The 22016-nt window shown below is 73.0% G+C and carries 2 protein-coding genes; both read left to right on the plus strand.

Annotated features, from left to right (window positions below):
* On the plus strand, positions 1 to 2535 hold a 2535-nt coding region (locus tag AB0D12_RS39565), incomplete at its 5' end, for an SDR family NAD(P)-dependent oxidoreductase (protein ID WP_362694458.1).
* A gap of 63 nt (positions 2536 to 2598) precedes the next feature.
* A partial coding sequence (locus tag AB0D12_RS39570; RefSeq protein ID WP_362694461.1) for an SDR family NAD(P)-dependent oxidoreductase occupies positions 2599 to 22016 on the plus strand: 19418 nt, incomplete at its 3' end.

The raw sequence follows: 22016 nt of genomic DNA on the forward strand, positions 1-22016 counted from the left end.
ACGGTGGAGTTGGAGCAGGCGACGCGGACGCTGCTGGAGCAGGGGTTCGGGGTGTTCGTCGAGTCGAGTCCTCACCCGGTGTTGACGGTGGGTATGCAGGAGACGGTCGAGGATGCGGGCCGTGAGGCTGCTGTTCTTGGTTCCCTGCGCCGCAACGAAGGCGGTCTGGAGCGTTTCTGGCTGTCTTTGGGTGAGGCGTATGTGCGGGGCGTGAGTGTGGACTGGGATGCGGTCTTCGCGGGCACGGGTGCCCAGCGTGTGGATCTGCCCACCTACGCCTTCCAGTCGCAGCGGTTCTGGCCGGAGGCGGCGCCTGTTGAGGCGGCCGTGGTTTCTGCGGAGAACGCGATCGACGCCCGGTTCTGGGAAGCCGTCGAACGCGAAGACCTCGAAGCACTCACCGCGGAACTCGACATCGAAGGCGACGAGCCGCTGACCGCGCTGCTGCCCGCGCTGTCCTCGTGGCGTCGGCAGAGCCGTGAGCACTCGACCGTGGACGGCTGGCGCTACCGCGTCACCTGGAAGCCCCTGGCCGAGGCCAAGACCTCGCGCCTGTCCGGCACCTGGCTGGTCGTCGTCCCCGACGCCCCGACCGACGCCCCGACCGGCGACCCCGGCGGCGACTGGGCCGGTGCCGTCCTGCGTACGCTCGCCGAACACGGCGCCGACGTACGTACCGTGACCGTCTCCGGCGACGCGGCCGACCGTGACCGGCTCGCCGCCACCCTGAAGGCCGCGACGGGCGAGACCGCAACGACCGGCGTCCTGTCCCTCCTCGCTCTCACCGACGACGGCACCCTCACCGACGACGGTGACTTCGCCGCCGAAGGCGTCGCGCTCCGTGCGCACAGGGGGCTCCTCACCACCGCCGCGATCGTCCAGGCCCTCGGTGACGCCGATGTGGCCGCACCCCTGTGGTGCGTCACCCGCGGCGCTGTCTCCGTGGCCCGTTCGGAGCGGCTCCAGGACCCGGCGCAGGCGCTCGTCTCGGGCTTCGGCCGCACGGTCGCCCTGGAGTACCCCGACCGTTGGGGCGGTCTGGTCGACCTGCCGCAGCAGGCGGACGAGCGTACGCTCGAGCGCCTCGTGGGTGTTCTGGCCGGTGACGGCTCGGAGGACCAGGTGGCGGTGCGCGCCTCCGGGCTCTTCGGCCGGCGTCTGGCGCACGCGCCCCTCGCGGACACTGCCGCGGTGCGGGAATGGCGTCCGCAAGGCACCACCCTCGTCACCGGCGGTACGGGTGCGCTCGGTGCGCATGTGGCCCGCTGGCTCGCCGAGAACGGCGCCGAGCACCTGCTGCTCACCAGCCGCCGCGGCCCCGACGCACCCGGAGCCGCCGAGCTCCGCGACGAACTCACCGCGCTCGGCGCCCAGGTCACCCTCGCCGCCTGCGACATGGTCGACCGGAACGCCGTCGCCGCCCTCATCGCCGCCGTCCCCGCCGACCAACCCCTGACCGCCGTCGTGCACACCGCCGGTGTCCTCGACGACGGGGTCATCGACGCGCTGACTCCGGAGCGGTTCGCGACCGTACTCGCCCCCAAGGCGGACGCGGCGCTCACCCTGCACGAGCTCACCCGCGATCTCGACCTGTCGGCGTTCGTCCTCTTCTCCGGTGTCGCCGGCACGCTCGGCGACGCGGGACAGGGCAACTACGCCGCCGCCAACTCCTACTTGGACGCACTCGCCGAGCAACGTCACGCCGACGGCCTGGCCGCGACCTCCGTGGCCTGGGGCCGCTGGGGCGACAGCGGGCTCGCCGCGGGCGGTGCGATCGGCGAGCGGCTCGACCGCGGAGGGGTGCCCGCCATGGCGCCCCGCTCGGCGATCCGCGCGCTGCAGCAGGCCCTCGACCACGCGGAGGCGGCCGTCGCCGTCGCCGACATCCAGTGGGAGCGGTTCGCGCCCGGCTACACGGCCGTACGGCCCAGCCCGTTCCTCGGAGACCTGCCCGAGGTGCGGCAGCTGGCCGAGTCCGCTCCGGCAGCGGGCGAAGCGGGTGGGGACTCCCCGGCCGAGGCGCTGCGCCGGCGGCTCGCCGTCATGCCGCAGGCCGAACAGGCCCTGGCCGTCCTCGAACTGGTCCGCTCCCACGCGGCCACCGCGCTGGGCCACCCCACGACCGACGAGGTGGGCGCGGGCCGTGCGTTCAAGGAGCTCGGATTCGACTCCCTGATCGCACTGGAGCTGCGCAACCGCCTCAACGCCGCCACTGGGCTGAGGCTCCCGGCCACGCTCGTCTTCGACCACCCGACCCCGACGGTCCTGGCCGAGTTCCTCCGGGCCGAGATCACCCAGGACGGCAGTGCCGGGGCCGCCCCGGGCATCGCGGAACTCGAAAAGCTGGAGTCCGCTCTGTCCGTTCTCGACCCGGACAGTGAAACGCGTACCGACATTGCGCTGCGTCTGCAGGCTCTCCTGGCGAAATGGGGTGAACCGCACACCGATTCCAGTGGCGAGGCCGTGACCGAGAAACTCCAGGAGGCCACGCCCGACGAGCTCTTCGACTTCATCGAGAAGGAACTCGGTATTTAGCACAGCGGACAGCAGGCAGTAGCAGCGCAAGGGTTTGTGACGAGAAGCATGGGTGAGGTTCCAATGGCAGATCAGGACAAGATCCTCGGCTACCTGAAGCGGGTGACGGCCGATCTGCATCAGACGCGGCAGCGCCTTCGCGAGGTCGAGGCCCAGGAGCCGGAGCCGATCGCGATCGTCGGCATGAGCTGCAGGTTCCCCGGCGGCATCGAGTCGCCGGAGGGCCTGTGGGACCTGGTGGCCGGTGGGCGGGACGCGATCACCGACTTCCCCACCGACCGTGGCTGGGACATCGAGTCGCTGTACGACGCCGACCCCGACCAGCAGGGCACCTCGTACACCCGTGAGGGCGGATTCCTCGACGGCGTCGGCGAATTCGACGCCGCATTCTTCGGGATCAGCCCGCGCGAAACCCTCGGCATGGACCCGCAGCAGCGCCTGCTCCTCGAAACGTCCTGGGAAACCTTTGAACGAGCCGGAATAGACCCGGCGACCCTGCGCGGCAGCAAGGCCGGTGTCTTCATCGGCACCAACGGCCAGGACTATCCCGAGCTGCTGCGCGAAGTACCCAAGGGCGTCGAGGGATATCTCCTCACCGGAAACGCGGCCAGTGTCGTCTCCGGCCGTCTGTCGTACACCTTCGGCCTCGAAGGCCCGGCCGTCACCGTCGACACCGCCTGCTCGGCCTCGCTCGTCGCCCTGCACCTCGCCGTACAGGCGCTCCGCAACGACGAGTGCTCGCTGGCGCTGGCGGGCGGTGTCACCGTCATGTCGAGCCCGCGCGCGTTCGTGCAGTTCAGCAGGCAGCGCGGGCTCGCACCCGACGGACGCTGCAAGCCGTTCGCCGACGGAGCCGACGGCACCGGCTGGGGCGAGGGCGTCGGCATGCTCCTCGTCGAGCGGCTCTCCGACGCGCGCAGGAACGGTCACCCCGTCCTTGCCATCGTGCGGGGCTCGGCGATCAACCAGGACGGCGCGAGCAACGGCCTGACCGCCCCCAACGGCCCTTCCCAGCAGCGTGTGATCCGCCAGGCCCTCACCAACGCCGGGCTCACCCCCGCGCAGGTCGACGTCGTCGAGGCGCACGGCACCGGCACGACCCTCGGCGACCCGATCGAGGCGCAGGCCATCCTCGCCACGTACGGCCAGAACCGCCCCGACGGACGCCCGCTGTGGCTGGGTTCCGTCAAGTCCAACATCGGCCACACGCAGGCAGCCGCCGGTGTGGCGGGCATCATCAAGATGGTCCTCGCCATGCAGCACGGCGTGCTGCCCGAGTCGCTCCACATCGACCAGCCGTCCGGCAACGTCGACTGGGCCACCGGTGACGTCAAGCTGCTGACCGAGGCCGTGCCGTGGCCGCAGACCGGCCAGCCGCGCCGCGCCGGCATCTCCTCCTTCGGCGTCAGCGGCACCAACGCGCACACCGTCATCGAGCAGGCCCCGCCCGCCGATGAGGCGCGGGAGACCGGAGCGGACGCAGCGCCCACGGCCGAGGCGTCGGAGGCAGCATCCGCCACCGATTCCGCCACCGATTCCGCGACCGAATCCGGGACCGGGACGCCGGCCGGCGCCACCGGTCCGGTACCGGTGCTCGTGTCGGGCCAGAGCGACGCCGCCCTGCGCGCCCAGGCCGAGCGTCTCGCCGCCCACCTGCACGCCCGTCCCGAACTCGCCGCCGACACCGCGAGCCTGACCGACCTCGGCTACTCGCTCGCCACCAGCCGCTCCTCGCTCGACCGCAGGGCCGTCCTGTTCGGCGACCGCGAGAGCCTGCTCGCCGACCTCACCGCCCTCGCCGACGGCGAGCAGCCCGCCGGCCCGGTCCTGGGCGCGGTGGGCGAGGGCAAGACCGCCTTCCTCTTCACCGGCCAGGGCAGCCAGCGCCTGGGCATGGGACGTGAGCTGTACGCCACGCATCCCGGCTTCGCCCGCGCCCTCGACGAGGTCCGCGCCGAACTGGACCAGTACCTCGAACGGCCCCTGTTCGACGTGTTGTTCGCCGCCGAGGGCACTCCCGAGGCGGATCTGCTCGACGAGACCGCCTACACCCAGACCGCCCTGTTCGCCGTCGAGGTGGCCCTGTACCGGCAGCTCGAACAGTGGGGCGTCGGCGCCGACTTCCTCATCGGCCACTCCATCGGAGAACTCACCGCCGCCCATGTCTCCGGCGTGCTCACCCTCGCCGACGCGGCCAAGCTCGTTGCCGCCCGCGGCCGGCTGATGCAGGCGCTGCCCGCGGGCGGCGCGATGATCGCCGTCGAGGCGACCGAGGACGAGGTCGCGCCGCTGCTCACCGGCCGGGTGAGCATCGCCGCCGTCAACGGCCCCCGTTCCGTCGTCGTCTCGGGCGAGGAGGACGCCGCCACGGCGCTCGCCGAGACACTGCGCGCCCGGGGCCGCAGGACCAAGCGGCTGACGGTCAGCCACGCCTTCCACTCGCCGCTGATGGACGGCATGCTCGACGCGTTCCGCGAGGTCGCCGAGTCCGTCGAGTACGCCCCGCCCGTCATCCCCATGGTCTCCAACCTGACCGGCGCCTCCGTCACCGCGGAGGAGATCTGCGCCGCCGACTACTGGGTCCGCCACGTCCGCGAGGCCGTCCGCTTCCTCGACGGCGTGCGCAGGCTCGCCGCGCAGGGCGTCACCACCTTCGTCGAGGTGGGCCCCGGGGGAGTGCTCACCGCCCTGGCGCAGGAGTGCGTCACCGGCCAGGACGCCGTCTTCGTACCTGTACTGCGCGGCGACCGCCCCGAGACGGCCGCGTTCGCGACGGCCGTCGCCCAGGCCCATGTCCACGGCGTCGCCGTCGACTGGCCGGCCGTCTTCGCCGGGCGCGGAGCCACCCGTCTCGATCTGCCCACGTACGCCTTCCAGCGCGAGCTGTACTGGCCCGAGCAGCCCACCGCCTGGGCGGGCGACGTCACCGCCGCCGGGATCGGCTCCGCCGACCACCCGCTGCTGGGCGCGGCCATCGCGCTGGCGGACGGCGACGGCCATCTGTTCACCGGCCGCCTCTCGTTGGCCACCCACCCCTGGCTCGCCGACCACACGGTGATGGACACCGTGCTGCTGCCCGGCACCGCCTTCGTCGAGCTGGCTCTCCAGGCGGGCGACCACACCGGCTGTGGCCTGCTGGACGAACTCACCCTGGAGGCGCCCCTGGTGCTGCCCCCGCACGGTGGTGTGCAGATCCAGCTCGCCGTCGGCGCGCCCGACGCCGAGGGTCGCCGCTCACTGACCCTGCACTCCCGGGCCGAGGACGCCGCCGACGACACCTGGGGCGAGGGCGCCTGGACCCGGCACGCGACCGGCCAGCTGGCCCCCGCCGCCCAGGGCAGCCGCGAGCCCCTCGCCGACCTCACCAGCTGGCCGCCGAAGGGCGCCACCGAGGTCGACGTCGAAGGTCTGTACGACTACCTCGCCGACTCCGGGTTCGCCTACGGTCCCGTCTTCCAGGGCCTGGGGGCCGCCTGGCAGCGCGGCGACGAGGTGTTCGCCGAGGTCCGTCTGCCCGAGCAGGCGCACGCCGAGGCCGCCCTGTTCGGGCTGCACCCCGCGCTGCTGGACGCCGCGCTGCACGCCGTCGGCGTCGGCTCGCTCCTGGGGGAGACCGAGCACGGCAGGCTGCCGTTCTCCTGGAGCGGTGTCGCGCTCCAGGCCGTGGGCGCCCGCGCCCTGCGCGTACGGCTCGCGCCCGCGGGCAACGACACCGTGTCGGTGACCCTCGCCGACGAGACGGGCGCGCCCGTCGCCTCCGTCGACGCGCTGCTGCTGCGGCCCGTCTCCCCGGACCAGGTGCACGCCGCGCGCACCGCCTTCCACGAGTCGCTGTTCCGGGTGGAGTGGACCGGTGTGCCCGTTCCGGCCGCCATCACCGTCGCCGCGGGCCAGTGGGCGCTGCTGGGCGGCGCGGGCACGGAGTTCGCCACCGCTCTGCCCACCGCCGCAGCCCACGCCGACCTCGCCGCCCTCGGTGCGGCGCTGGAGGCGGGCGGCCCCGTCCCGCAGGCCGTCGTCGTCCCCTTCCCCGCGTCCGGCGCCCCGTCGCAGACGCCCGTCGACGCCGAGCTGCCCGGCGCCGTCCAGGGCGCGCTGCACCACGCCCTGGAGCTCGCCCAGGCCTGGCTCGCCGACGACCGCTTCGCCGACTCCCGGCTGGTGTTCGTCACCCGTGACGCCGTCGCCACCACCGCCGCATCCGATGTCGTCGACCTGACCCACGCCCCGCTGTGGGGACTGCTGCGCTCCGCGCAGTCCGAGCACCCGGACCGTTTCGTCCTGCTCGACCTGGACGGACGCCCGGAGTCCCTGCGCGCCCTGCCCGCCGCCCTCGCCACGGCCGAGCCGCAGCTCGCCCTGCGCGAGGGCAGGGCGGTCGTGCCCCGGCTCGCCCGCGTCGCCGCCGCCCCCGGCCAGGAGGCGCCCGCGCTCGACCGCGACGGCACCGCCCTGGTCACCGGCGCCACCGGCACCCTCGGGGGCCTGGTCGCCCGGCACCTGGTCGCCGAGCACGGCGTACGCCGCCTGCTGCTGACCAGCCGCCGCGGCGAGGCCGCCGCCGGCGCGGCCGGACTCCTCGCCGAACTGCGGGAGCTGGGCGCCGAGGTGACCCTGGCCGCCTGCGACGCCGCCGACCGTGACGCGCTCGCCGCGCTCATCGAGTCCGTACCGTCCGAGCACGCGCTCACCGCTGTCGTCCACACCGCGGGCGTCCTCGACGACGGCATCCTCGAAGCGCTCACCCCCGAGCGCATCGACGCGGTCCTGCCCGCCAAGGTCGACGCGGCCGTGAACCTGCACGAACTGACCCGGGACCTGGACCTCGCGGCATTCGTGCTGTTCTCCGCCGCCGCCGGCACCCTCGGCGGACCCGGACAGGCCAACTACGCCGCCGCCAACACCTTCCTCGACGCGCTCGCCCAGCGACGCCGCGCCGAAGGACTGCCCGCCACCGCCCTCGCCTGGGGCCTGTGGGCCGAACGCAGCGGCATGACCGGAGACCTCGCCGACGCCGACCTGGAGCGGATCTCCCGCGCCGGAGTCGCCGCCCTGTCGTCCGCCGAGGGACTGGCGCTGCTGGACACCGCCCGCGCCGTCGGCGACCCCACCGCCGTCCCCATGCACCTCGACCTGGCGTCCCTGCGCCAGGCCGACGCGAGCATGGTCCCCGCGCTGCTGCGCGGCCTGGTCCGCGCGCCCGCCCGCCGGGCCGTCGAGTCCTCGGACGCCGCCCCGGCCGGCGGCCTCACCGAGCGGCTGCTGCCGCTGACCGCCGCCGAACGCGACCGCCTGCTGCTCGACACCGTCCGCGTCCAGGTCGCCGCCGTCCTCGGCTACCCCGGCCCCGAAGCCGTCGACCCGGGCCGCGCCTTCAAGGAGCTCGGCTTCGACTCGCTGACCGCCGTCGAGCTGCGCAACCGCCTCGGCTCCGCCACCGGCGTGCGGCTGCCCGCCACCCTCGTCTTCGACTACCCGACCCCGAACGCGCTCGCCGCGTTCCTGCGGACCGAACTCCTCGGTGACGAGGCGGAGTCGGCCCCGGTCGCGGCCGTCACCGCCGTCGACGACGAGCCCATCGCCATCGTCGGCATGAGCTGCCGCTACCCCGGCGGCGTCACCACCCCGGAGGAGCTGTGGCAGCTCGTCGCCGGCTCCGTCGACGCGATCTCGCCGTTCCCCACCGACCGCGGCTGGAACCTCGACGCGCTGTACGACTCCGATCCCGGCCGGGCCGGAACCTCGTACACCCGCGAAGGCGGCTTCCTGCACGACGCCGCCGAGTTCGACCCGGACTTCTTCGGCATCAACCCGCGTGAAGCCCTCGCCATGGACCCGCACCAGCGGCTCCTCCTGGAGACCTCCTGGGAGGCGTTCGAGCGGGCCGGGATCGACCCGTCGTCCGTGCGCGGCAGCCGCACCGGAGTGTTCGCCGGCGTCATGTACCACGACTACCTGACCCGGCTCCCGGCCGTCCCCGAGGGCCTGGAGGGCTACCTCGGCACCGGCACGGCGGGCAGTGTCGCCTCCGGCCGTATCTCGTACACCTTCGGGCTCGAGGGCCCGGCGGTCACCGTCGACACCGCCTGCTCGTCCTCGCTGGTGGCCCTGCATCTCGCGGCGCAGGCGCTGCGCAACGGCGAGTGCGACATGGCCCTGGCGGGCGGCGTCACCGTCATGTCCACACCCGACACCTTCATCGACTTCAGCCGCCAGCGCGGCCTCGCCACCAACGGCCGCTGCAAGTCCTTCTCCGCCGACGCCGACGGCACCGGCTGGGCCGAAGGCGCGGGCATGCTCCTCGTCGAACGGCTCTCGGACGCCCGCAGGAACGGCCACCAGGTCCTGGCCGTCGTCCGCGGCACCGCCGTCAACCAGGACGGCGCCAGCAACGGCCTCACCGCCCCCAACGGCCCCTCGCAGCAGCGCGTCATCCGCCAGGCCCTCGCCAACGCGGGCCTCACCACCGCCGACGTCGACGCCGTGGAGGCCCACGGCACCGGCACCACTCTCGGTGACCCGATCGAGGCGCAGGCGCTCCTCGCCACCTACGGCCAGGGCCGCCCCGGCGACCGGCCGCTGAGGCTCGGCTCCATCAAGTCCAACATCGGCCACACCCAGGCCGCAGCAGGCGCCGCGGGCATCATCAAGATGGTGCTCGCCATGCGCCACGGCGTCATGCCGCCGTCGCTGCACATCGGCGAGCCGTCCCCGCACATCGACTGGACCGCGGGCGCGGTCTCGCTGCTCACCGAGGCCGCCGACTGGCCCGACGCGGGCCGCCCCCGCCGCGCGGGCATCTCCTCGTTCGGCGTCAGCGGCACCAACGCGCACGTCATCATCGAGCAGCCGCCCGCCGAGGAGCCCGCCGCCACGGGAGGCGCCGGCCTCCCTGCGGGCACACCCCTGCCGTTCGCCCTCTCCGGCCGGACCCCTGCCGCGCTGCGCGCCCAGGCAGCCCGGCTCATCGGCCATCTCGCGGAGCGGCCCGAGGCCGTCCCCGCCGATGTGGCGCTCTCCCTCACCACCACCCGTACCTCCCTGGACCGCAGGGCCGCCGTCGTCGCACACGACCGCGCGGGACTCCTCGCCGGGCTCGCCGCCCTGGCCGAGGGCCACGACAGTGCCCGGCTGGTCCAGCACACCGTCGCCGACGGCAGGACCGCCGTCCTGTTCACCGGACAGGGCAGCCAGCGCCCCGGCATGGGCCGCGAGCTGTACGAGACCTACCCCGCCTTCGCCGACGCTCTGGACGCGGTCTGCGCCGAGCTGGACCCGCACCTCGAACAGCCCCTCAAGGACGTGCTGTTCACCGACGACGGCGACCTGCTGAACCGGACCGGCTACACGCAGCCCGCCCTGTTCGCGCTGGAGACCGCCCTGTACCGGCTCGTCGAGTCGTGGGGCGTACGCCCCGACTTCGTCGCCGGGCACTCCATCGGCGAGATCACCGCCGCGCATGTCGCGGGCGTCCTCTCGCTGCCCGACGCGGCCACCCTGGTCGCCGCCCGGGGCCGCCTCATGCAGGAACTGCCCGAGGGCGGCGCGATGATCGCGCTGACCGCCACCGAGGACGAGGTTCTGCCGCTGCTGGCCGGTCACGAGGACCGGATCGGCATCGCCGCCGTCAACTCCGCCTCCGCCGTCGTCATCTCCGGCGAGGAGACCCTCGCGCTGGAGATCGCCGCCGAGTTCGACCGGCGCGGCCGGCGCACCAAGCGGCTCACCGTCAGCCACGCCTTCCACTCGCCGCTGATGGACGGCATGCTCGACGCCTTCCGCGAGGTCGCCGAGTCCCTGACGTACCGCGCGCCCACCGTCCCGGTCGTCACGAACCTCACGGGAGCGATCGCCGGCGACGAGCTGCGCACCGCCGAGCACTGGGTCTCCCACGTCCGCGAAGCGGTCCGCTTCCTCGACGGCATCCGCACCCTGGAGGCCGAGCACGTCACCACCTACCTCGAACTGGGCCCGCAGGGCGTCCTGTCCGGCCTCGGCCGCGACTGCCTCACCGACGCCGCCGACCCGGCCGACGCCGCCGTCTTCGTACCGGTGCTGCGCCGCGACCGGGGCGAGGCCGAGGCACTGACCGCCGCCGTCGCCGCCGCCCACACCCGCGGTGTGCCGCTCGACTGGTCCGCGTACTTCGCCGGCACCGGCGCCCGCCGCGTCGAACTGCCCACCTACGCCTTCCAGCGCGAGCGTTTCTGGCTTGAAGCCCCGGCCGGCTACGTCGGCGACGTCGAATCGGCAGGTCTGGGCGCGGCCCACCACCCGCTGCTCGGCGCCGCCGTCGCCCTCGCCGACGGCGAAGGATTCCTCTTCACCGGCCGCCTCTCGCTCGACACCCACCCCTGGCTGGCCGACCACGCCGTCATGGGCAACGTGCTGCTGCCGGGCACCGCGTTCGTCGAACTCGCCATCCGCGCCGGAGACCAGGCCGGCTGCGACCTGGTCGAGGAACTCACCCTCGAAGCACCGCTGATCCTCGCCCCGCAGGCGGCGGTACGGCTCCAGATCGTGGTCGGCGCACCCGACCCGTCCGGGCGGCGCACCCTGGACCTGTACTCCAGCGACCCGGACGCCCCCGCCGACGAGCCGTGGACCCGCCACGCGAGCGGTGTCCTCGCCACCGGGGCGCAGGCACCCGCCTTCGACCTGACCACATGGCCGCCGCCGGGCGCCGAAGCCGTCGGCGTCGACGGCCTGTACGAACACCTCGGCCGGGGCGGCTTCGCCTACGGTCCCGTCTTCCAGGGGCTGCGTGCCGCCTGGCTCCTCGGCGACGACGTGTACGCCGAGGTCGCCCTGCCCGACGACCGGCAGGCCGAGGCGGCCCGGTTCGGCCTGCACCCGGCGCTGCTCGACGCGGCCCTGCACGGCACCTTCGTCCAGCCGGCCCCCGACGGGGACCAGCAGGGCCGGCTGCCGTTCTCCTGGCGCGGTGTGTCCCTGCACGCCGTCGGCGCCTCCGCGCTGCGCGTACGCCTCACCCCCGACGGCCCGGACAGCCTCTCCCTCCAGCTCGCCGACACCACCGGCGCTCCCGTCGCCGCCGTCGACCACCTGATGCTGCGGCCCGTCTCCGCCGACCAGCTCGGCAGCGCACGCTCCGCCCACCACGAGTCGCTGTTCCGGATCGACTGGGCCACCGTGCCGCTGCCGTCGAACACCCCCGGCACCGCCGACGAGTGGGCCGTCATCGGCACGGACGGCGACACCGCCCTGCCCGGCCGCGCGCACACCGGCCTGGACGCCCTCGGCGAAGCACTCGACGCGGGCGCCCCGGCACCCGCGTACGTCCTGCTGCCCCACACCCCCGGCGCCGCCACCACCACCGCCGACGCCGTCCACACGGCCACCCACGAGGCACTCCGCCTCGTCAAGGCATGGCTCGCCGACGACCGGTTCGCCGCGTCCCGCCTGGTGTTCGTCACCCGCGGTGCGATCGCCACCCAGAGCGACTGGGACCTCGCCGACCTCACCCACGCTCCCGTGTGGGGACTCGTGCGCACCGCCCAGTCCGAGAACCCCGACCGGTTCGTCCTCGCCGACCTCGACGCCGCCCCGGCCTCCACGGACGCCCTCGCCGCGGCCCTCGCCACCGGCGAGCCGCAGCTCGCGATCCGCCGCGGCACAGTCCACGCCCCCCGCCTCGCACGCGTCCCCGCCGCCACCCAACTGACCCCGCCCCCGGGCGAGAACGCCTGGCGCATGGACATCGAGGACAAGGGAACCCTCGACAACCTCACGCTCGTCCCCAGCCCGGAGTCCGAAGCACCCCTGGAGCCCGGCCAGGTCCGCGTCGCCGTACGCGCCGCCGGCCTCAACTTCCGCGATGTGCTCAACGCCCTCGGCATGTACCCCGGCGACCCGGGCCTCATGGGCAGCGAGGGCGCGGGCATCGTCGTGGAGACCGGCCCCGGCGTCACCGACCTCGCACCCGGCGACCGCGTCATGGGCATGCTGCCCGGCGCGTTCGGCCCGCTCACCGTCGTCGACCGCCGCATGATCGCCCCCATGCCCGAGGGCTGGACCTTCGCCGAGGCCGCGTCCGTACCCATCGTCTTCATGACGGCGTACTACGCCCTCCACGACCTCGCCGGACTGCGCGACGGCGAGTCCCTCCTCGTGCACGCGGCCGCCGGCGGCGTCGGCATGGCCGCCGTCCAGCTCGCCCGCCACTGGGGCGCCGACGTCTACGCGACGGCCAGTCCCGCCAAGTGGGACACCCTGCGCGGACTCGGCCTCGGCGACGACAGGATCGCCTCGTCCCGCACCCTCGACTTCGAGGAGACCTTCCGCACGGCCACCGAGTCACGCGGCGTCGACGTCGTACTCGACTCGCTGGCCAGGGAGTTCGTGGACGCCTCCCTGCGGCTCCTCCCGCGCGGCGGACGCTTCGTCGAAATGGGCAAGACCGACGTCCGCTCCCCGCAGGACGTCGCCGACGCCCACCCGGGCGTCAGCTACCAGGCGTTCGACCTGACCGAGGCCGGCCTCGACCGCATCCAGGAGATGCTCACCGAACTGCTCGCCCTCTTCCGCTCGGGCGCGCTGCGTCCCGTACCGGTCTCCGCCTGGGACCTGAGGCAGGCCCCCGAGGCGTTCCGCTACCTCAGCCAGGCACGCCACGTCGGCAAGATCGTGCTCACCCTGCCCGCCGAGTGGAACCCGCAGGGCACCGTCCTCATCACCGGCGGCACCGGCACCCTCGGCGCGCTCGTCGCCCGGCACGCCGTCACCACCCGCGGCGCCCGCCGCCTGCTGCTGACCAGCCGTCGCGGCGAGGCCGCCGCCGGCGCGGCCGAACTCGCCGCCGAACTGCGCGAGCTGGGCGCCGACGTCACCGTCGCCGCCTGCGACGCCGCGGACCGTGACGCGCTCGCCGCGCTCATCGAGTCCGTACCGTCCGAGCACCCGCTGACCGCCGTCGTCCACACCGCCGGTGTCCTCGACGACGGCGTCGTCGACGCCCTCACCCCCGAGCGCCTGTCGACGGTCCTGCGTCCGAAGGTGGACGCCGCCTGGAACCTGCACGAACTGACCCGCCACCTCGACCTGGCCGACTTCGTGCTGTTCTCCTCCGCCGCCGGCACCTTCGGCGGCGCCGGACAGGCCAACTACGCGGCCGCGAACGTCTTCCTGGACGCCCTCGCCCGCCACCGGCACGCCCACGGACTCGCCGCCACCTCCCTGGCCTGGGGCCTGTGGGCCGAGGCCAGCGGCATGACCGGCGAGCTCGACACCGCCGACAAGGACCGGATGACGCGCTCCGGAGTCCTCGGCCTCTCCTCCGAGGAAGGCGTGGCGCTGCTCGACACCGCCCGCCTCACCGGCGACGCCTTCCTCGTCCCCATGCAGCTCGACCTCGCGCCGCTGCGCCAGGCCGACGCGAGCATGGTCCCTGCCCTGCTGCGCGGCCTGGTCCGTGCCCCCGCCCGCAGGGCCGTCGAGGCCACCACCGCCGGCACCGGAACCCCGCTGGTGGAGCGGCTCGTACGGCTCCCCGAGAACGAGCGCGACCCGCTCCTCCTCGACCTCGTACGCAACCAGGTGGCCGCCGTACTCGGCCACGCCACCCCCGACGCCGTCGAACCCACCCGTGCGTTCAAGGATCTCGGCTTCGACTCGCTGACCGCCGTGGAGTTCCGCAACCGGCTCGGCGCGACCGCCGGTATCCGGCTGCCCGCCACGCTCGTCTTCGACTACCCCACACCCGCGGTCCTCGCCGGCTACCTCTTGGACGAACTCCTCGGCTCCGAGGCCGCAGCCGCCCTCCCGCGGCTCGCCGCCACCGCCGTCGAGGCCGACGACCCCATCGCCATCGTCGCCATGAGCTGCCGCTTCCCCGGAGACGTCCGCACTCCCGAGGACCTGTGGGAGCTGCTCGCCGAGGGACGCGACGGCATATCCCACCTCCCGGACGACCGCGGCTGGGACACCGAGGCGCTGTACGACCCCGACCCCGACAGCCCCGGCACCTCCTACGCCAGGGAGGGCGGATTCTTCTACGACGCCCACCACTTCGACCCGGCGTTCTTCGGGATCAACCCGCGCGAGGCCCTCGCCATGGACCCGCAGCAGCGCCTGCTGCTGGAGACGTCCTGGGAGGCGTTCGAGCGGGCCGGGATCGACCCGACGGGCCTGCGCGGCAAGCAGATCGGCGTCTTCGTCGGCCAGATGCACAACGACTACGTGTCCCGGCTGAACACCGTCCCCGAAGGCGTCGAGGGCTACCTCGGCACCGGAGGCTCCAGCAGCATCGCCTCCGGCCGCGTCTCCTACACCTTCGGCTTCGAAGGCCCCGCCGTCACCGTCGACACCGCCTGCTCGTCCTCCCTCGTCGCCCTGCACCTCGCGGCACAGGCACTGCGCAACGGCGAGTGCTCGCTGGCCCTGGCGGGCGGCGTCACCATCATCACCACCCCCGACGTCTTCACCGAGTTCAGCCGTCAGCGTGGCCTCGCGAGCGACGGCCGCTGCAAGCCGTTCGCGGCTGCGGCCGACGGTACGGCGTGGGGCGAGGGCGTCGGCATGCTGCTCGTCGAGCGCCTGTCGGACGCCCGCAGGAACGGTCACCAGGTCCTCGCGGTCGTCCGCGGCACCGCCGTCAACCAGGACGGCGCCAGCAACGGCCTCACCGCCCCGAACGGACCCTCGCAGCAGCGGGTCATCCGCCAGGCCCTCGCCAACGCGGGCCTGTCGGCCGCCGAGGTGGACGCCGTCGAGGCGCACGGCACGGGCACCCGGCTGGGCGACCCGATCGAGGCCCAGGCGCTGCTCGCCACCTACGGCCAGGACCGCCCCGAGGACAGCCCGCTGTGGCTGGGCTCCATCAAGTCCAACTTCGGTCACACGCAGGCCGCTGCCGGTGTCGCGGGCATCATCAAGATGGTTCAGGCGATGCACCACGGCGTGCTGCCCAAGACCCTGCACGTGGACGAGCCGTCACCGCACGTGGACTGGTCGGCGGGTGCGGTCTCCCTGCTCACCGAGCAGATGGCCTGGCCCGAGACCGGCCGCCCGCGCCGCGCCGGCGTCTCCTCGTTCGGCATGAGCGGCACCAACGCGCACGCCATCATCGAGCTCGCCCCGGACGCCGACGCCACCGCGCCGACCCGGCCGGAGCCGGCCCCGGCCGCCCTCCCGTGGAACCTCTCCGCCCGGACCCCGGACGCCCTGCGCGCCCAAGCCGGGCAACTGCTCTCCCACCTGGAGTCCCACTCCTCCTCGACGGTGCTCGCCGACACCGGCCACTCGCTGGCGACCACGCGCGCTCTCTTCGACCACCGCGCGACGGTGGTGGCCTCAAACCGCGACGGCTTCCGAGCAGGGCTGACGGCGCTGGCCGAGGGACGCGGCTCGGCAGGGCTGATCCAGGGGTCGTCCTCGGTGGGCCAGAAGGTGGCGTTCCTGTTCACCGGGCAGGGGAGTCAGCGGCTGGGGATGGGGCGTGAGCTGTACGAGGCGTATCCCGTCTTCGCAGATGCGCTGGACGCGGTGTGCTCGCACCTCGAACTGCCCTTGAAGGACCTCCTGTTCGGCTCGGACGGAGATGCGCTGAACGAGACCGCCTTCACGCAGCCTGCGCTCTTCGCCATAGAGGTGGCGTTGTTCCGACTGGTGGAGAGCTGGGGTCTGAAGCCCGATTTCCTGGCGGGGCATTCGATCGGTGAGATTGCCGCGGCTCATGTGGCGGGTGTGTTCTCGCTGGAGGATGCCTGCACGTTGGTGGCGGCTCGTGGCCGGTTGATGCAGGCGCTGCCGGCCGGTGGCGTGATGATCGCGCTCCAGGCATCCGAGGACGAGGTTCTTCCGCTGCTCACCGACCGTGTGAGCGTTGCGGCGATCAATGGTCCGCAGTCGGTGGTCATCGCCGGTGACGAGGATGTGGCGGTTGCGATCGCTGAGTCCTTCGAGGCTCAGGGCCGCAAGACGAAGCGCCTGTCGGTGAGCCATGCGTTCCACTCGCCGCACATGGACGGCATGTTGGAGGAGTTCCGTACGGTCGCCGAGGGCATCTCGTACGAGTCTCCGCGCATCCCGCTCGTGTCGAATCTGACGGGCGCCCTGGTCTCCGACGAGATGGGCTCCGCCGGCTTCTGGGTTCGGCACGTCCGTGAGGCAGTCCGGTTCCTGGACGGCATCCGGGCCCTGGAAGCCGCCCAGGTCACGACGTACATCGAACTCGGCCCCGACGGCGTCCTGTCCGCTCTCGCCCAGGAGTGCATCACCGGCGAGGAGGCGGTCTTCGCGCCCGTCCTGCGCGCGGGACGCGACGAAGCCGAGACGCTGCTCTCGGCGCTCGCCGCCGCTCACGTCCGCGGTGTGCCCGTCGACTGGCAGGCGTTCTACGTCCCGGCCGGGGCCCAGCGCGTCGACCTGCCGACGTACGCCTTCCAGCGCTCGGTCTACTGGTTGGACGCAGGCCGTTCGCAGGGCGACGTCGCAGCGGCCGGACTCGGTGCGACGGACCACCCGCTGCTCGGCGCCGCGGTCGAACTGCCCGACTCGGACGGGTTCCTCTTCACCGGTCGCCTGTCGCTGGCCACCCACCCGTGGCTCGCGGACCACGCGGTCATGGGCTCCGTACTCCTTCCGGGCACGGCCTTCGTCGAGCTTGCGCTCCGCGCCGGCGACCAGGTCGGCTGCGACCTGATCGACGAACTCACGCTGGAAGCACCGCTGGTGCTGCCCGAGCACGGTGGCGTACAGCTGCGGCTCTCCGTCGGCGCCGCCGACCCCGCGGGTCGACGCGCCCTGGCGCTCCACTCCCGGAGCGAGGACGCGGACGCCGAGACGCCCTGGACCCGCCACGCCGCAGGTGTGCTCGCGGTCGGGGCCGAACCGGCTCCGCAGGGCCTCACCGAGTGGCCGCCCACCGGCGCCGAGGCCGTCCCGGTGGAGGGGCTGTACGAGGGGCTCGCCGACTCCGGATTCGGCTACGGTCCGGTCTTCCAGGGCCTGCGTGCCGCCTGGCGGCGCGACGGCGAGTACTACGCCGAGGTCGGACTGCCGGACGGCACCGAGGACGAGGCCGGACGCTTCGGCCTCCACCCGGCCCTGCTCGACGCGGCGCTGCACGCGCTGGGCCTGGGAAACACGGACAACGGAGGCGGCGAAGGACGGCTGCCGTTCTCCTGGTCCGGTGTGTCCCTGCACGCGGTCGGCGCCTCCGCGCTGCGCGTACGCCTCACCACCGCCCGAAGCGGCGAGGTGTCCCTGACCATTGCCGACGCGGCTGGGGAGCCGGTCGCCACGGTGGCCGGTCTGGCGCTGCGCGCCGTGAGCCGCGAGCAGCTGAGCACGGCCCAGGACGTCACACGGGACGCGCTGTTCCGGGTGGACTGGACCGCGTTGCCTGCGGGTGGCGCGGCCGGTTCGGCGGACGACTGGATGATGCTGGGTGCCGGTTCGCAGGTGTATGCGAACCTGGCTGCGCTGGGTGCGGCTGTTGCCGAGGGCGGTGCGATTCCGGCGGTGCTGGTGGTGCCGTGTGTGGAGCCGGAGTCGGAGCCGGAGTCGGCTGCGGATGATGTGGCGGGTGCGGTGCATGGGGCTGTTGGGCGTGCGTTGGGTCTGGTGCAGGAGTGGCTGGCGGACGAGCGGTTCGTGGACTCGCGTCTGGTGTTCCTGACGCGGGGTGCGGTGGCTGCGCGTGCCGATGACACGGTGCCGGGCCTGGTGCAGGCCGCCGTTCGGGGTCTGGTGCGCTCGGCGCAGTCGGAGAACCCGGGCCGCTTCGGTCTGATCGACGTCGACGGCAACGGCGAGGTGCTGTCGGCTGCGCTCGCTTCCGGAGAGCCCGAGCTGGCGGTACGCGAAGAGGCTCTGCTCGTGCCGAGGCTGGCGCGTGCTGCGGTCGTTGATGGTGCAGGTCGTGAGCTGGATGTTGACGGCACGGTGTTGGTGACGGGTGCGAGTGGCACGTTGGGTGGTTTGTTCGCCCGTCATCTGGTGGTCGAGCGTGGTGCGCGGCGTCTGTTGCTGGTGAGTCGTCGTGGTGAGGCTGCCGAGGGTGCGGTTGAACTGACGGCTGAGCTGGCCGAGTTGGGTGCGGAGGTGAGGTGGGCTGCGTGTGATGTGGCCGACCGGCAGGCTCTGGCGACCGTACTGGATGGCATTCCGGCGGAGTATCCGTTGACGGGTGTGGTGCATACGGCTGGTGTGCTGGACGACGGTGTGGTCGCGTCGCTCACCCCGGAGCGTCTGTCGTCGGTGTTGCGTCCGAAGGTGGATGCGGCCTGGAACCTGCATGAGCTGACCCGCGACCTCGATCTGTCGGCGTTCGTGCTGTTCTCCTCGGCTGCCGGCGTGTTCGGTGGTGCCGGTCAGGCGAACTATGCGGCCGCGAATGTGTTCCTGGATGCTCTGGCTCAGCACCGTACGGCGCAGGGCCTTGCTGCCACTTCCCTCGCCTGGGGTCTCTGGGCCGGTGTGGGCGGCATGGGCGGTGACCTGACGGAGTCCGACCGCGAGCGCATCAACCGCGGCGGTATCACCGCGCTTGAGCCGCAGACCGGTCTCGCCCTCTTCGACGCGGCACAGCGCACCACCGACGCGCTGCTCGTCCCCCTCCCGCTCGACCTGGCCGCCCTGCGCGCCCAGGCCCGCAGCGGAATGCTTCCGGATCTGCTGCGCGGTCTGGTCCGCGTGCCGGTGCGCCGGGCCGCCGGGCCGGGCGGTGCGGCACGCGGGTCCGTGCTCCGCACGCGGCTGGCCGGGCTGTCCGCCGACGAGCGGGACGCGGCCCTGCTGGACCTGGTCCGGGCCGAGGTGGCGGCCGTACTCGGCCATGCGTCGACCGACGAGGTACCGGCGGACCGGGCGTTCAAGGAGCTCGGCTTCGACTCCCTGACCTCCGTCGAACTGCGCAACCGCCTCGGCGTCGCGACCGGCGAACGGCTCTCCGCCACCCTCGTCTTCGACTACCCGACCCCGAACGCGCTCGCGGAGTTCCTGCGCAGCGAGGTGCTGGGCCTGGACGAGCCGACGGAAACGGCCACGGCCGCGCCCGCGCGCCTCGGTACGTCGCTGGACGACGACCCGATCGCGATCGTCGGCATGAGCTGCCGGTACCCCGGCGGAGTCGAGACCCCCGAGGACCTCTGGCGCCTGGTGGTGGGTGGCGGCGACGCCATCTCGGAGTTCCCGCAGGGCCGCGGATGGGACCTGGAGTCGCTGTACGACCCGGACCCGGACGGCAAGGGCACCAGCTACACCCGATCGGGCGGATTCCTGCACGACGCGGGCCGGTTCGACCCGGCGTTCTTCGGGATCTCGCCGCGTGAGGCGGTCGCGATGGACCCGCAGCAGCGGCTGCTGCTGGAAACCTCGTGGGAGGCGTTCGAGCGGGCGGGCATCGACCCGGCGGCCCTGCGCGGCAGCCGGACCGGCGTCTTCGCGGGCATCATGTACCACGACTACGCGACCCGGATCACCTCCGTTCCGGACGGGGTCGAGGGCTACCTCGGCACCGGAAACTCCGGCAGCATCGCCTCCGGCCGCGTCTCGTACGCCTTCGGCCTGGAGGGCCCGGCGGTCACGGTCGACACGGCCTGCTCGTCCTCGCTCGTCGCCCTGCACTGGGCGATCCAGGCGCTGCGCAACGGCGAGTGCACGATGGCCCTGGCCGGCGGCGTCACCGTCATGTCGACGCCGGGTACCTTCACCGAGTTCAGCCGCCAGCGCGGCCTGGCCGCCGACGGCCGCATCAAGTCCTTCGCGGCCGCGGCCGACGGCACCAGCTGGGCCGAAGGTGCGGGAATGCTGCTGGTCGAGCGGCTGTCGGACGCGCGGGCCAAGGGCCATCCGGTCCTGGCGATCGTGCGAGGCTCGGCGATCAACCAGGACGGTGCGAGCAACGGCCTGACCGCCCCGAACGGCCCCTCCCAGCAGCGGGTCATCCGCCAGGCCCTCGCGGGGGCCCGGCTGACCAGTGACCAGATCGACGTCGTGGAGGCGCACGGCACCGGCACCACTCTGGGCGACCCGATCGAGGCGCAGGCGCTCCTTGCCACGTACGGCCGCGAGCGCGAGGTGGACCAGCCGCTGTGGCTCGGCTCGATCAAGTCGAACATGGGCCACACGCAGGCGGCGGCCGGTGTCGCGGGCATCATCAAGATGATCATGGCCATCCGGCACGGTGTGCTCCCGAAGACCCTGCACGTCGACGAGCCGACCCCGCACGTGGACTGGGAAGACGGTGCGGTCTCGCTGCTCACCGAGTCCGTGCCGTGGCCGGAGACGGGCCGTCCGCGCCGAGCGGGTGTCTCCTCCTTCGGCATCAGCGGCACGAACGCCCACACGATCATCGAGCAGGCACCGGGCGAGCACGCTCCGGTACGCACCATCGAGCCGGCTGTGTCCGGTGGGGGTGCTGTGCCGGTGGTGCCGTTTGTGTTGTCGGCGAAGTCGGTGGAGGCGCTGCGTGGTCAGGCGGCGCGTCTGAGGGCGCATGTGGAGGTTTCGCCTGGGTCCGGGGTTGGGTCCGGGGGTGTTGATGTGGCGTATTCGTTGGCTACGCGGCGGGCGGTCTTCGACCATCGTGCGGTGGTGGTGGCGGGTGACCGTGAGGAGCTGCTTCGGTCTCTGGCTGCTGTGGAGTCGGAGGGCACGGCGGCCGGTCTGACGCTTGGAACAGCGAGTGCCGGGAAGCTTGCGTTCCTGTTCACCGGTCAGGGCAGTCAGCGCCTGGGCATGGGCCGGGAGCTGTACGAGACGTATCCCGTCTTCGCGCGGGCCCTGGACGCGGTGTGCGCCCGAATAGACCTCGAAGTCCCGTTGAAGGAGGCGCTGTTCGCGGCCGAGGGTGATCTGCTGAACGAGACCGCGTACACGCAGCCGGCTCTCTTCGCGGTCGAGGTGGCGTTGTTCCGGCTGGTCGAGTCGTGGGGCCTGAAGCCTGACTTCCTGGCCGGTCACTCCATCGGTGAGATCGCCGCGGCCCATGTGGCCGGCGTGTTCTCCCTCGATGACGCGTGCACCCTGGTCGCCGCGCGTGGTCGTCTGATGCAGGCGCTGCCGGACGGTGGCGTGATGATCGCCGTCCAGGCGTCGGAGGACGAGGTCCTGCCGCTGCTGACCGACCGGGTGAGCATCGCCGCGATCAACGGCCCCCAGGCCGTGGTCATCGCGGGTGACGAGGACGCTGCGGTCGCGATCGCCGAATCGTTCACCGGCCGCAAGTCCAAGCGCCTGACCGTGAGTCACGCGTTCCACTCGCCGCACATGGACGGCATGCTTGCCGACTTCCGCAAGGTCGCCGAGGGCCTGTCGTACGAGGCTCCTCGCATCCCGGTCGTCTCGAACCTCACCGGGTCTGTGGTCACGGATGAGATGAGCTCGGCGGACTTCTGGGTACGGCACGTCCGTGAGGCGGTACGTTTCCTGGACGGCATCCGCGCCCTGGAGACCGCCGGGGTCACGACGTACATCGAACTCGGCCCCGACGGCGTCCTGTCGGCGATGGCCCAGGA

Origin of the sequence: Streptomyces sp. NPDC048479 (assembly GCF_040651435.1) — a bacterium.
In the GTDB taxonomy this organism is placed as follows: Bacteria; Actinomycetota; Actinomycetes; order Streptomycetales; family Streptomycetaceae; genus Streptomyces.